14 protein-coding genes are annotated in these 13,468 nt (G+C 67.1%); 9 read left to right on the top strand and 5 right to left on the bottom strand.

The features are described from left to right. Positions 1 to 86: 86 nt before the first annotated feature. Together obgE and OJI97_RS04670 are read right to left on the bottom strand one after the other, a co-directional pair. Positions 87 to 1,130 (bottom strand): GTPase ObgE, encoded by a 1,044-nt coding sequence (obgE, locus tag OJI97_RS04675; RefSeq protein ID WP_297661596.1) that lies wholly within the window; start codon positions 1,128 to 1,130, stop codon positions 87 to 89. Positions 1,131 to 1,322: 192 nt separating this feature from the next. Then, entirely contained in the window at positions 1,323 to 1,910 is a 588-nt protein-coding gene (locus OJI97_RS04670; protein WP_297661594.1) for a TetR/AcrR family transcriptional regulator, read from the bottom strand. A gap of 78 nt (positions 1,911 to 1,988) precedes the next feature. On the opposite strand from OJI97_RS04670, the gene OJI97_RS04665 reads away from it, so the two are divergent. The 3 genes from OJI97_RS04665 to OJI97_RS04655 all read left to right on the top strand — a co-directional run bounded on the left by OJI97_RS04665 (position 1,989) and on the right by OJI97_RS04655 (position 4,292). Then, positions 1,989 to 2,873, top strand: coding sequence for a metal-dependent hydrolase (locus OJI97_RS04665; RefSeq protein ID WP_297661592.1), 885 nt, complete (start codon positions 1,989 to 1,991; stop codon positions 2,871 to 2,873). A gap of 298 nt (positions 2,874 to 3,171) precedes the next feature. Next, positions 3,172 to 3,729, top strand: a complete 558-nt coding sequence (locus OJI97_RS04660; protein WP_297661590.1) for a hypothetical protein — start codon at positions 3,172 to 3,174, stop codon at positions 3,727 to 3,729. A 32-nt stretch (positions 3,730 to 3,761) separates the two neighbouring features. Further along, a complete protein-coding gene (locus OJI97_RS04655; RefSeq protein WP_297661588.1) occupies positions 3,762 to 4,292 on the top strand; it encodes a GNAT family N-acetyltransferase in 531 nt (176 codons plus the stop codon). Between the two features lie 201 nt (positions 4,293 to 4,493). On the opposite strand, the gene OJI97_RS04650 is transcribed toward OJI97_RS04655, so the two are convergent. Together OJI97_RS04650 and OJI97_RS04645 are read right to left on the bottom strand one after the other, a co-directional pair. Further along, the gene (locus OJI97_RS04650; protein ID WP_297661586.1) at positions 4,494 to 4,949 is read right to left on the bottom strand and encodes an NfeD family protein; all 456 of its coding nucleotides are present in this window, start codon (positions 4,947 to 4,949) and stop codon (positions 4,494 to 4,496) included. Between the two features lies 1 nt (position 4,950). Further along, the gene (locus OJI97_RS04645) at positions 4,951 to 5,862 is read right to left on the bottom strand and encodes an SPFH domain-containing protein (RefSeq protein WP_257544669.1); all 912 of its coding nucleotides are present in this window, start codon (positions 5,860 to 5,862) and stop codon (positions 4,951 to 4,953) included. A gap of 73 nt (positions 5,863 to 5,935) precedes the next feature. Here OJI97_RS04645 and OJI97_RS04640 point away from each other — a divergent pair, with 73 nt between their 5' ends. Both OJI97_RS04640 and OJI97_RS04635 read left to right on the top strand, forming a co-directional pair. Further along, entirely contained in the window at positions 5,936 to 6,733 is a 798-nt protein-coding gene (locus tag OJI97_RS04640) for a CoA ester lyase (protein ID WP_297661584.1), read from the top strand. A gap of 304 nt (positions 6,734 to 7,037) precedes the next feature. Next, positions 7,038 to 8,534 (top strand): M28 family peptidase, encoded by a 1,497-nt coding sequence (locus OJI97_RS04635; RefSeq protein WP_297661582.1) that lies wholly within the window; start codon positions 7,038 to 7,040, stop codon positions 8,532 to 8,534. 96 nt (positions 8,535 to 8,630) lie between these two features. On the opposite strand, the gene OJI97_RS04630 is transcribed toward OJI97_RS04635, so the two are convergent. After that, the gene (locus tag OJI97_RS04630; protein ID WP_297661580.1) at positions 8,631 to 10,004 is read right to left on the bottom strand and encodes a class II 3-deoxy-7-phosphoheptulonate synthase; all 1,374 of its coding nucleotides are present in this window, start codon (positions 10,002 to 10,004) and stop codon (positions 8,631 to 8,633) included. A 285-nt stretch (positions 10,005 to 10,289) separates the two neighbouring features. Here OJI97_RS04630 and OJI97_RS04625 point away from each other — a divergent pair, with 285 nt between their 5' ends. From OJI97_RS04625 to OJI97_RS04610, 4 genes are read left to right on the top strand one after another with little or no spacing between them, the layout of a single operon-like run. Next, positions 10,290 to 10,967 (top strand): cyclic nucleotide-binding domain-containing protein, encoded by a 678-nt coding sequence (locus OJI97_RS04625; protein ID WP_297661578.1) that lies wholly within the window; start codon positions 10,290 to 10,292, stop codon positions 10,965 to 10,967. Positions 10,968 to 11,009: 42 nt separating this feature from the next. Next, on the top strand, positions 11,010 to 11,360 hold the full coding sequence (locus OJI97_RS04620) for an ArsC family reductase (RefSeq protein ID WP_297661576.1): 351 nt from the start codon (positions 11,010 to 11,012) through the stop codon (positions 11,358 to 11,360). 56 nt (positions 11,361 to 11,416) lie between these two features. Beyond that, positions 11,417 to 12,430: a glycerophosphodiester phosphodiesterase gene (locus OJI97_RS04615; RefSeq protein WP_297661598.1), complete on the top strand. Its 1,014-nt coding sequence runs from the start codon at positions 11,417 to 11,419 to the stop codon at positions 12,428 to 12,430. Further along, on the top strand, positions 12,427 to 13,365 hold the full coding sequence (locus OJI97_RS04610; RefSeq protein WP_297661574.1) for an aldo/keto reductase: 939 nt from the start codon (positions 12,427 to 12,429) through the stop codon (positions 13,363 to 13,365). The genes OJI97_RS04615 and OJI97_RS04610 overlap by 4 nt, the downstream gene beginning before the upstream one ends. Positions 13,366 to 13,468 lie beyond the last annotated feature (103 nt).

Below are 13,468 nucleotides of genomic sequence, written 5' to 3'. Positions count from 1 at the left end.
CCATTCTCTCAGCGCCGGATGAATGGATCCCGGATCAAGTCCGGGATGACGATGTAAGATGGGTCGGCTTCCGGCCGTTCCCGAACTCAGATCGGCGACCAGTCGCCGCCTGCATCCTCGCTCTCGTCCTCGCCCGGCTCAGGGTGGCCGATCGCCTCGAGCAATGTGTCGAGCACCGCGCCGACGCCCGCGCCGCTGGCGCCCGACAGCGCCATCACCTTATGGCCGCTTGCTTCTTCGAGTTCGGCCGAGAGCGCGGCGATCAGCTCGTCGTCGAGCGTGTCGATCTTGTTGAGCGCGACGATCACCGGCTTGTCGATCAGGTCGGCGCCATAGGCCTCCAGCTCGTCGCGGACGATGCGATAGCTGGTCGCGACGTCCGCGTCGTTCGCATCGACGAGGTGCAGCAGCACGCGGCAGCGCTCGATATGCCCCAGGAAGCGGTCGCCGACCCCGGCGCCCTCGGCGGCGCCCTCGATCAGGCCGGGGATGTCGGCGACGACGAATTCCTGCCCCTTGTGGCTGACGACGCCGAGCTGCGGGCGCAGCGTCGTGAAGGCATAGGCGCCGACCTTGGCCTGCGCGTTGGTCACCGCGTTGATGAAGGTCGACTTGCCGGCGTTGGGCAGACCGACGAGACCCGCGTCGGCGAGCAGCTTCAGCCGCAGCCACACCCACATCTCCTCGCCCGGCCAGCCGGGGCCGTGCTGGCGCGGGGCGCGGTTGGTCGAGGTCTTGTAGCTCGCATTGCCGCGCCCGCCGTCGCCGCCGCGCAGGAAATGGATGCGCTCGCCCTCTTTGGTCAAATCGGCGAGCAGGCTGCGCTCGTCGTCGTCGGTGAGGATCTGGGTGCCGACCGGCACCTGGATGACGAGGTCGGGGCCGCCCGCGCCGGTGCGGTCGCGCCCGGCGCCGGGGGTGCCGCGCTTTGCCTTGAAATGCTGGGTGTAACGGAAATCGATCAGCGTGTTGAGGCCCGCGACCGCCTCGAACACCACGTCGCCGCCCTTGCCGCCGTTGCCGCCGTCGGGTCCGCCATATTCGATATATTTCTCGCGCCGGAACGACACGGCGCCGGGGCCGCCGTCGCCCGACTTGATGAAAATCTTGGCTTGGTCGAGGAAATGCATCGGGCGCCTTTAGGGGGAAAGGCGCGATTTGGCCAGCGCTCGTCGCCTTCGCGAAGGGGGCCGCCGATCTCCCGCCTTCGTCATCCCGGACTTGATCCGGGATCCATTCACGCAGCGCCGGAGAATGGATCCCGGATCAAGTCCGGGATGACGATGAATATTACCGCTGCGGTGCTTCGTTTGATAGCGGCGTCACCCCCGCCGCCCGATCCCGTGCGACAGCATCGATTCGAGCGCGATCTCGCGCGCGCGGCTGCGCGGGACGCCGAGGGCGCGCGACAGCGGGCCGCCAAACAATGCGTCGCCGAGCGCCATCAGCACGAGCTGCATCGTCTCGTCCTCGATCGGCGCTTCTTCTTCGCCATGATCCTCGCGCAGTTCCTCGACCAGGTCGTGGATCGCCTTCAGGATCGGGTCGAGCGCATTTTCATTGCCCGACAGGATCATCCAGCTCGCCAGCGCCCCCGCGCCGCCGGTGTCGAACGCATCGAAGGCCAGGTCGACGACCTCGCGCGGGTTCTGCTCGCTCGCGCGCTGGCGGAACACCGCCTCGCGGATCGTCGTGGTGATGAACGCCGCCATCTTCCCGATCAGCGCCTGCTGCAGTCCCGCGGCGCTACCGAAATGGTGGAGCAGGTTCGCGTGGGTGCGGTCGACGCGCGCCGCGACGGCCTTCAGCGTCACCGCCTGCGGACCGCTTTCGATCAGGATTTCGCGGGCCGCTTCCAGCGCGGCCGCCCGGCTCTCCTCCGGGCTCAGCCGCTTTCTTGATATTGACACCACTGTAAGTAACCTTTAACGCCATACCCCACGGGACGTCCCCACGTCCCGCAACCCCTTTTCGACGGTGAAGACCATATGTCCAGCCTTTCCCGCTCTCCCACTCCCGACGATCTGTCGATTACGCCGCGCGACAAGCGCTTCGGCCGCGACGACCGGCAGGGGCGCTGGTGGCTGAACGGCGATCCGATCGCGTCGGCCTTCCACACCGCGCTGTCGGTCACCTTTCCGCGCGGCGAGGCGATGTTCATCGAGGCGGTGAAGGCGCACCGCGAGGGCGTCCCCGACAAACTCGCACGCGAAATCCGCGCTTTCACGCAGCAGGAAGTCATCCACAGCCGCGAGCATGTCGTCTTCAACAAAAAGGCGGCGGAGGCGGGCTACGACCTCAGCGAGCTCGACGCCGACGTCAGCCACGTCCTCGACCTCATCAGGACGCGCCCGCCGATCGTCAACCTGATGGCGACGATCGCGCTCGAACATTATACCGCGATGATGGCGGCGGTGATGCTCAAGGACCCGAAAATGTATGCGGGCGCCGAGCCCGAATGGGGCGCCCTGTGGAAATGGCACGCGATCGAGGAGATCGAGCATAAGGGTGTCGCCTACGACACCTGGCTCCACGCGACGAAGGACTGGAGCCGCTGGAAGCGGTGGAAGGCGAAGTCGCTGATGATGCTGCTCGTCACCAGCCGCTTCTGGCCGCGCCGCGTCAAGGGGATGAAGGCGCTGCTGAAGCAGGACGGGCTCACCGGCTGGCGCGTGACGGCGCGCATCTGGTGGTATCTGCTCGGCTCGCCCGGCATCTTGCGTCGCAGCTTCGTGCCGTGGCTCGCCTATTTCATGCCCGGCTTCCACCCGTGGAACCACGACGACCGCGCGCTGATCGAGAAATATGAGGGCGATTACGCCGACGCGCTGATGCCCGCGCATTCCTCGGCGCCCGAACTGGCCGCGGCCTGACCAGAGGTTCCGCAAAGGCGGGCGCCCGGACCGGTTTCTCTCTCCCCTCCGAGCCTGCCTTTGCGGGGCGCATCAAATTCCCCCGTCATTCCCGCGGAAGCGGGAATCCAGCTTCCTTCTCTCTTAATTCTTCGCGCCTTTGCGCCTTTGCGTGAGATTTCCAAAAGACTCACGCAAAGGCGCGAAGAAGGAAAAGCTGGATTCCCGCTTTCGCGGGAATGACGAGGAAGGGGCAGCACGGACCTAGACGCGCTCGCCGCTCTCCCATATCCCTTGGCGCGTGGGGAAGGGGGGCGTCATGCGACCGATGACGGCGGCGGAAATCATGCAACTCGAACTGCAACTCGCGGGCCGCGCCTCGCTGCTCCAGTTCGGCTGCGGCAACAGCACGCTCGTCGCCGCTAGGCAGGCGCAGACAATCGTCTGCGTCGACGGCGATGCCGGCTGGCTGGCCGAGGTCGGCGCCAATCTCGCGCGCGGGGCGATCGATTTCACGCCTGTCCATGCCGACATCGGGCCGATCGGCGACCGGGGCTATCCCGCCGACCGCGGCCGGATGCAGGACTGGCCGCGCTATCATGTGCAGGTGTGGCGCCAGCTTTCGGCCAGCCCCGATGCGGTGCTGATCGACGGCCGCTTTCGCGTCGCCTGCCTGTTGCAGGCGATCGTCCATAGCAAGCCCGACTGCCTGATGCTGTTCCACGGCTTCACCGACCGGCCGGATTATCAGCTGGTGCTGAAGCACGCCGACATGCTGGCGCGCGTCGATACGCTCGCGGTGCTGCGCGCCAAGCGGCAGGTCGACGGCACTGCGGTGCTGCACGACCTGTTCGACCATTTCCTCGTTCCCGATTGACGCCGCTCCGCCCGCTGCGGCATGTCGGCGCGATGATCACATCGCCCCCGCTCATCGAAACCGGCCGCCTCCGCCTCCGCCCGACGCGCTTTGCCGACAAGGACGTCCATATCGCGATGTGGGCCGACGCCCGCGTCACCCGCTTCATCGGCGGCGAACCGCGCACGCCCGACGTGAGCTGGGGCAAGTTTCTGAGCTCGGCGGGGCTGTGGCCGGTGATGGGCTTCGGCTATTGGGTGTTCGCCGACAAGGCGAGCGACGCGCTGGTCGGCATGGGCGGCCTGTCCTATTTCTGCCGCGGCATTCCCGAGCTGGAAGGTTTCCCGGAGGCGGGCTGGGCGTTCGACGCCGACCATTGGGGCGCGGGCTATGCGACCGAGGCGATGACCGCGGCGCTCGGCTGGGCCGACGCGACCCTCGACGCAAAGGAAGTGCGCTGCATCATCGACCCCGGGCATGTCGCATCGGAGCGGGTGGCGGCGAAGCTGGGCTTCCGCCGCATCGGCGAGAGCGATGCGCTGGGCCATGCGGTGGCGATCTATTCGCGGCCCAAGGGGGGATGAGATGCCATTGCTTTGCTCCGCTCACAACGACAGAATTAGGGTCAGAGCAAATTGCATGAAATCTGAAGCATCCGCATCCCCGAGCGAAGCCGAGGGGCTCGTTCGAGCGGAGCGAGAACCGCACCGTCGCAGCCTCGACTTCGCTCGGCAGAGCCCCTCGGCTTCGCTCGGGGATGCGGAACAGATTATAGTTGCGATATTCTAAGCCGCCTCGACCACCAGCACGCCGCCGTCGGCGCTGACGACGCGGACCTTGCTGCCCTCGGCGGCGTCGGGGCCGTGGACCGGCCATTCGCCGTCGCCGACCCTGGCGCGGCCGCGGCCGTCCTCGATCGCGCGGGTCACCGTCAGCACCTCGCCGACCAGCCGCACCGCGCGCTGGTTGAGGTTGGGGTCGGCGGTGGTGATCGGGTTCGCCTTCAGCCAGCGCCGCGCGCTGTAGAGGGCGATGAACGACAGCAGGGCGAAGATGCCGAGTTGCGCCGGGACGCTGTCGGCGACGCCGGGGACGATCCACGCGAAGACGCCGGTAACGATCGCTGCGGCGCCGAGCCAGATCAGGAAGAAGCCGGGCGCGACGATCTCCGCCGCGGCGAGCAGCACGCCGAGCGAGAGCCACGCCCAATGCGGTTCCATGTTCGCCAGCCAGTCCGCCATCTCAAGCCCCCTTGCGTTCGAGCGCGTCCTTGGCGAGCTCGCCGATGCCGCCGAGCGTGCCGATGAGCTGCGTCGCCTCGACCGGGAACAGGATCGTCTTGGCGTTGGGGCTCGTCGCGAACTGGCTCACCGCCTCGACATATTTCTGCGCGATGAAATAGTTGATCGCCTGCGCATTGCCGCCGGCGATCGCGTCGGACACCATCTGCGTCGCCTTGGCCTCGGCTTCGGCTTCGCGCTCACGCGCCTCGGCGTCACGGAACGCGGCCTCGCGCCGGCCCTCGGCCTGCAATATCTGGCCCTGCTTCTCGCCCTCGGCGCGCAGAATTTCGGAGGCGCGCATCCCCTCGGCTTCGAGGATGTTGGCGCGCTTCTCACGCTCGGCCTTCATCTGCCGCGCCATCGCGTTCGAAATATCGGCGGGCGGGCGGATGTCCTTGATCTCGACGCGGGTGATCTTGACCCCCCACGGCGTCGTCGCATCGTCGACGACGTGCAGCAGGCGGGTGTTGATCTCGTCGCGCTTCGACAGCGTCTCGTCGAGGTCCATCGACCCCATCACCGTGCGCAGATTGGTGGTCGTCAGGTTCATGATCGCCAGATAGAGGTCGCTGACCTCATAGGCCGCCTTGGCGGCGTCGAGCACCTGGAAGAAGACGACGCCATCGACCGCGACCATCGCATTGTCCTTGGTGATGATCTCCTGCCCCGGAATGTCGAGCACCTGCTCCATCATGTTCACCTTGCGCCCGACGCGGTCGAAGATCGGCATGATGAAGTTGAGCCCCGGCTGCGCGGTGTGGGTGTAGCGGCCGAAGCGTTCGATCGTATAGGCATAGCCCTGCCGGACCGGCGTCAGCGCCCAGACCAGGAACACCAGGGCCAGCACCACCAGCGCGAGCGCGAATTCCATCGATCGTCCCCTCTCTCACAAAAGCCTCATCTCCTTATTGCGGCAATGCGGCGGCTGCGCCACAGAAAAGCGCATGACCGACTTTGCCCCCCGCTCGCTGCTCTATGTTCCCGGCTCGAACGCCCGCGCGCTCGAAAAGGCGCGGGGGCTCGCCGCCGACATGCTGATCATCGACCTCGAGGATGCGGTCCCGGCCGACCGCAAGGCCGAGGCGCGGGGCGCGATGCGGGCGGCGGTCACGGCGGGCTTTCCGGGCAAGCGCGTCGCGGTGCGGATCAACGGGACGGGCAGCGAGCATCAGGCCGACGACCTCGCCGCGGTCGCCGGGCTGGCGCTGGATGCCGTGGTGCTGCCCAAGGTCGACGCGCCGTCGGACCTCGACCCGGCGCGCTCGCTCGGCGTGCCGCTGCTGGCGATGATCGAGACGCCGGCCGCCATCTACGCGGCGCGCGCCATCGCTGCCGATCCGGCGACGCGCGGGCTGATCGCGGGACTCAACGACCTCGCGCACGAACTCAAATTGCCGGACGGGATGGACCGCGGCGCGATGAGCCATGCGATCCAGGCGATCGTCCTCGCGGCGCGCGCGGGCGGGGTCTGGTGTTTCGACGGCGTTTATAACGCGATCGACGATGCCACCGGTTTCGCGGCGGAAGCGGCCGAGGGACGGCGACTCGGCTTCGACGGCAAGACGCTGATCCACCCGTCGCAGGTCGATCCGTGCAACACCGCCTTCGCGCCCTCGCCGCGTGAGATCGCCGCGGCCGAGGCGCTGGTCGCGGCGGCGACGGGCGGCGCGCAGCGGCACGAGGGCCGGATGATCGAGGACATGCACGTCGCCGCCGCCCGCGCGCTGCTGGAGCGCCGGTAAATCAATTCGCGCGGAAGCGCAGAGAGCGTAAAGACTTCTGTTCACGCGGAGACGCGGAGGCGCGGAGGCGCGGAGGCGCGGAGAAATGGCGATTGCCGCAAAGCGGCCTTTTTCCGCGGTCTCGCGTTACAAACGAAAGTTCAAGAAAGCGAGGGGCCTGTCGGCCCAATCATCTCCGCGCCTCCGCGTCTCCGCGTGAACAAAAAGTTTCGATTCCTCTGCGCGAATCCAATCCAGCACCACCGCCCATCATTCGACGAACGCGCCTTGCCTGCTCAATCCGGCCATGCCATGCGGCGAGCCCATGAAAATCCTCACATTCCGGGCCGCTATCGCGGCCGCCGCCCTGATCGCCATCGCGCCCGCAAGTTACGCGAAGGATATTGATACGCCGGTGACCGAGGCCGAGCTTGCAGACCATATCCGCACTCTTTCCAGCGATGCCTTCGAGGGGCGCGGGCCCGGCACCGAGGGGGAGGATCGCACCATCGCCTATATCGTCGGCGAATGGGCGAAGGCGGGGCTCGAACCCGTTCCGGGCAGCGCGACGCCGTGGCTCCAGGGCGTGCCGCTGGTCGAGACGCAGGCAACGGAGGGAAGCGCGGCGTTCAAGGTCGGCGGCGGCGATCTGGCGTTCGGCGACGACGGCCTCGTCCTGACCGGCCGCGATACGTCGCTGTCGCTCGCGGACGTGCCGGTCGTCTTCGTCGGCTATGGCATCGACGGCGCGGGCAAGGTCAATGCCGACGTTGCGGGCAAGCTCGCGATCATGCTCTTCGACGCCGCGCCCTTCGGCAAGGATTTGCCGCGCTATCGTGAACGGCGGCAGATGCTCGCCGATGCGGGCGCGGCGGGGGTGCTCGTCATCGCGACCGACGCCGTGCCGTGGGGGCAGCTACGCGAGGCGGTGGGCGGCAAGACGACGCGGCTGGCGTCGGCGAAGCCGGGCGCGCCGGTCACCGGCTTCCTGTCGCCCGAGGCTGCCGCCGCCCTGTTCAAGCGGGCGGGGCAGGACGGCGCCGCGCTCGGCGCGGCGGCGAAGGCGCCCGGCTACAAGGGCGCCGTGCTGCCCGCGACCGTGACGATCGCCGCCACCTCGACCGTGCGCGCTTATGAAAGCAACAATATCATCGCCAAGCTGCCCGGCGCGAAGCCCGACGGCAAGGCGGTGCTGTTCCTCGGTCACTGGGACCATCTCGGCATCTGCGCGCCCGACGATCCGAAAGATCGCATCTGCAACGGCGCGGTCGACAATGCGAGCGGGATCGCGGTGCTGATCGCGGTCGCAAAGCGGCTCGCCGGCGGCGCGCGGCCCGATCGCGATATCTACTTCATGGCGACGACAGCGGAGGAAAAGGGGCTGCTTGGCGCCCGCTGGTTCGCCGACCATCCGGTCGTGCCGCTCTCGGACATTACCGTCGCGCTCAACATCGATACCATCGCCATCTCGCCGCGCGGCACCCCCGTCGCGACGATCGGCCGCGGCAAGCCCGCCTATGACGCGGTGGTGCGCGCGGTCGCGGAGGGGCTCGGCCGCACGATCGACGACGATGGCGAGGCCGATCCCTTCATCCAGCGCCAGGACGGCTGGGCGCTCGGCGCCAAGGGCGTGACCTCGCTAATGGTCGGCGGCAGCTTTTCGGACATGGCGCTGCTCGAAAAATTCCTCGGCAGCGACTATCACGAGCCCGCCGACGAATTTTCGGACAAGGTGCCGCTCGGCGGCGCGGCCGAGGACGCCGACCTGCACGTCGCGCTGGGCCGGGCGTTCGCCGATGTGAAGCGGTGGCCGGGGAAATAATATCTTCGTCATTGCGAGCGCAGCGAAGCAATCCAGAGCGGTTTACGCCACTCTGGATTGCTTCGCTGCGCTCGTAATGACGATGGGAGAGGCTGCCTACGCCGCCTGCTTCGCGCGGTCCGATATTTCCTGATTGAGCATTTCCGCCAGCAGGAACGCCAGTTCGAGGCTCTGCCCCGCATTGAGCCGCGGGTCGCAGTGCGTGTGATAGCGGTCGGCGAGGTCCATCTGGGTCACGTCCATCGCGCCGCCGGTGCATTCGGTGACGTTCTGGCCGGTCATCTCGATATGGATGCCGCCGCCATGCGTGCCCTCGGCGCGGTGCACGGCGAAGAAGCCGCGCACCTCGGCGAGGATGCGCTCGAACGGACGCGTCTTGTATCCGGTCGAGGTCTTGATGACGTTGCCGTGCATCGGGTCGCACGACCAGACGACCGGATGACCCGATTCCTTCACCGCGCGCACCAGCTTCGGCAGATGCGCTTCGATCTTGTCGTGGCCGTAGCGGGTGATCAGCGTCATGCGCCCCGGCACATGGCCGGGGTTCAGCGTGTCGAGCAGGCGCAGCAGCACGTCGGGCTCCAGGCTCGGCCCGCACTTCATGCCGACCGGATTGCCGATACCGCGCAGATACTCGATATGCGCCGACCCCTCGAAGCGGGTGCGGTCGCCGACCCACAGCATATGGCCCGAGGTGTCGTACCAGCCGCCGGTCAGGCTGTCCTGCCGCGTCAGCGCCTGCTCATAGGGGAGCAGCAGCGCCTCGTGACTGGTGTAGAAGCTGGTGCCCTTGATCTGCGGCACCGTCTCCGGCGTCACCCCGCACGCTTCCATGAAGGCGAGCGCTTCGGAAATCCGCCCCGCGGTTTCCTGATATTTCTTCGCCCACGGGCTGCGGTCCATGAAATCATGTGTCCAGGCGTTGACCTGGTGCAGGTTCGCATAGCCGCCGTTGGCAAAGGCGCGCAGCAGGTTGAGCGTCGCCGCCGACTGGTTATACGCCTTGATCATCCGCGCCGGGTCGGGCTCGCGCCCCGCCGCCTCGAAACCGATGTCGTTGATGATGTCGCCGCGATAGCTCGGCAGCGACACGCCATCGATGTCTTCCATGTCGGCCGAGCGCGGCTTGGCGAACTGGCCCGCCATGCGGCCGAGCTTCACCACCGGCATTTTCGACGCAAAGGTCAGCACGACCGCCATCTGAAGCAGGACGCGGAAGGTGTCGCGGATATTGTTCGGATGGAATTCAGCAAAGCTTTCGGCGCAGTCGCCACCCTGAAGCAGGAAGGCCTTGCCTTCCGCCACGCGGCCGAGTTCGGCGGTCAGGTCACGCGCCTCGCCGGCAAAGACCAGCGGCGGATAGCTCGACAGCTCCTTTTCGGCAGCCGCCAGCGCGGCGGCGTCCTGATAGGTGGGGAGCTGCCGCGCTTCGTGCGTGCGCCAGCTCTGCGGTTGCCATGATTGCGTCATATCTTCTGTCTTCATTCTGCATTCTGCGTCGAATCGCGGGTCGCCATGGCGCGAATGCGCCGCCGAAGCAATGGATGCGATTCTTTGGAAAGGTAAAATTAGCATTTTAATGGCTTTTACGCACCTATGCTTTCCCTGATCGGTAAAAACTGATAAATTATTGCAACAATCGGGCTGCATGGGTCGTTGCGGCCAAGGCGTTGGACATTCGATACCGTTATCGGGATGGCGGCAACGCCAAGATGCTGGTGGCCCGGCTTGGGCTTCGACGCAAAGAGGCTGCATATGGCCAATTTCGATCCGGCCTGGTTCGGTTATGGGGCGCTTCTCGTGCTGCTTGGGGTGAGCCTCGTCGCGCGCGTCGATCACGTCCGGCTCGGGCTCGCGGTCGCGGCGCTGCTCGCGCTGCCCGTCGCCGTCTTCGGCTGGCACGGGACCGGCTATACGCTGCTCATCCTCGCCATCCTGCTCGTCAATCTCGGCCTCATCGCGCGATTGTGGCTGCGCGCGAGCCGGGTCCGTTTCTCGGCCGAGGAGCAGCTGTTGCGCGACCGGCATTTCGAGGGGCTGGGCCCCGCGGCGGCCCGCGCGCTGATCGATCAGGGCCACTGGATTTCGGCGCGGCGCGGCGAGGTGCTGATCCGCGAGAATGAGGCGGCGCCCTGCCTCTTCTACCTCGCTGAAGGCGCGGCGGCGGTCCGCCGCGACGGACAGGACGTCGGCGCGGTCGCCGACGGCGCGCTGATCGGCGAGGCGACGGTGCTCGACGGCGCCCACGCGACCGGCACGGTCGTGCTGACCAGCGCTTCGCGGCTGTGGTTCATCCCGGCCGCGGGGCTGCGCGCCTATCTCGCCGCCCAACCCGACGTCGCCGCCGCACTCCACGAAGGCTTCGCGCGCGCGCTGCGCGGAAAACTGGCGAGCGCCAACGCCCGCATTGCCGACCGGCCGCCGCTGCCTTAGGGTCGCCGCCTTTCCTCCCAATCGGCAGAGCGATCCAGATTCATGACCCTGACCCTTTACGGCATTCCCAACTGCGATACGGTGAAAAAGGCGCGGCGCTGGCTCGACGAGCATGGCCTCGCCCATCGCTTTCACGATTATCGCAAGGACGGTCTCGATGCCGCGCAGCTTCAGGGCTGGATCGATAAGCTCGGCTGGGAAAAGCTGCTCAACAAAAGCGGCACCACCTTTCGCAAATTGCCCGATGCGGAGAAAGAGGGACTCGACGCCGCGAAGGCCAAGGCGCTGATGCTCGACCAGCCGGCGATGATCCGCCGCCCGCTCGTCGATGCCGACGGCGCGCTCAGCGTGGGGTTTTCGGCCGATGACTGGCAGCAGCGCTTTGCGGCATGACGCGCTGGCGCGCCGCGCTGATGCTGCTGGCGCTTTCGGGCTGCGGGGCTGAGCCGATGGCCGCGCAGTCTACGCTCGACGGCAAGCCGCCGATCGTCATCGCGCATCGCGGCGCGTCGGGCGAGCGGCCGGAGCATACGCTCGCAAGCTACCGCCTCGCGATCGAGCAGGGCGCCGATTTCATCGAGCCCGACCTGGTGCTGACGAAGGACGGCGTGCTCGTTGCGCGGCACGAGAATGAGATTTCGGAGACGACCGACGTCGCCGATCATCCCGAGTTCGCGGCGCGACACGCGACCAAAACGATCGACGGCAAGGCGGTGACCGGCTGGTTCACAGAGGATTTCACCCTCGCCGAATTGAAGACATTGCGCGCGAAGGAACGCATCCCGCGGCTGCGCGGAACGGCGCATGACGGCCAGTACGAGATCCCGACCTTCGCCGAAATCCTCGATCTGCTGGTCGCGGCGAACAAGGGCCGCGATCACCCGGTCGGCGTCTATCCCGAGACCAAGCACCCGAGCTATTTCGCGGCGATCGGCCTGCCGCACGAGGCGCCCCTGCTCGCGATCCTCGAAAAATACGGCTATCGCGGCCGCACCGCGCCGGTGTTCATCCAGAGCTTCGAGGTCGGCAATCTCAAGGCGATCCGGGCGAAGAGCGACCTGCCGCTGATCCAGCTCATGGACGGCGCGGGCGGCCCCGCCGACGATCCGAAAGCGACCTATGCGGCGATGGCGAACCCCGCGGGACTGAAGGCGGTCGCCGCCTATGCCGACGGCATCGGGCCGAACAAGGAGATGATCATCCCGCGCGGCGCGATCGGAACGCTCGGCGATCCGACCTCGCTGGTGCGCGATGCCCATGCCGCGGGGCTCAAGGTCCATCCCTGGACCTTTCGCCGCGAGAATTATTTCCTGCCGCTCGCCGACAAGGGCGGGCTCAATCCGGCGGGGCACGGCGATCTCGCGGCCGAGATCAAAACCTATCTGAGGACCGGCATCGACGGGCTGTTCAGCGACAACCCGCGCGAAGCGGTGCCGGCGGTGAAGGAAGGAGCATCCCGATGACCGAACGCGCGCTCGGCAAAAGCGGCCTGTCGATCCGGCCTTTCGTGCTCGGCGGCAATGTCTTCGGCATGACCGCCGATCAAAAGGCGAGCTTCGCGATCCTCGACCGCTTCGTCGAGCGCGGCGGCGGGATGATCGATACCGCAGACGTCTATTCGGCATGGATGCCCGGGCACAAGGGCGGCGAGTCCGAAACCATGATGGGCCATTGGCTGAAGGCGAGCGGCGCGCGCGACAAGGTGCTGGTTGCGACCAAGGTCGGTATGATGCCCGGGGGCCTGAAACCCGACCGCATCCGCGAGGCCGTGCAGGGCTCGCTCGACCGGCTCGGTGTCGACGTCATCGACCTCTATTTCGCGCACAAGGACGATCCCGACGTGCCGCTGGGCGAGGTGCTCGGCGCCTTCGCCGAACTGGTCGACGCGGGGACGGTGCGCGCGATCGGCGCCTCCAACTATAGCGCCGGGCGGCTGGGCGAGGCGCTGCGCACCGCCGACGAACTGGGCCTGCCGCGGTTCACCGTCGTGCAGCCCGAGCTCAACCTGCTCGACCGCGCGCAATATGAAGGGGCGCTCCAGACGCTCTGCATCGACGAGGGCCTGGGCGTCATCACCTATTTCAGCCTCGCCTCGGGCTATTTGTCGGGGAAATACCGGAGCGCCGACGATCTCGGCAAAAGCCCGCGCGGGGCGCGCGCCAAGGCCTATCTGGAGGGCAAGGGGCCTGCGGTGCTGGCGGTGATGGACCGCATTGCAGACGAGACCGGCGCGACGCTGTCGCAGATCGCGCTCGCCTGGGTCGCGGCGCAGCCCGGCGTCACCGCGCCGATTGCGAGCGCGACGAGTGTGGCGCAACTCGACGAGATATTGGCCAGCGAGGCGCTGGTGCTGACTGCCGAGCAGCTTTCCGCATTGAACGACGCTGGACGGGGGTGAACGTCGTCACGGCGGGTTTCGACTGGAAGACGACCTATCTTGCATCGTCATCCCGGACTTGATCCGGGATCCATTCTTTCAGCGCCGGATGAATGGATCCCGG

Source organism: Sphingopyxis sp., from assembly GCF_025869345.1.
Lineage (GTDB): Bacteria > Pseudomonadota > Alphaproteobacteria > Sphingomonadales > Sphingomonadaceae > Sphingopyxis.
Note: the sequence above shows the minus strand (reverse complement) of the source record. Positions and strands in the feature narration are given on the sequence as shown.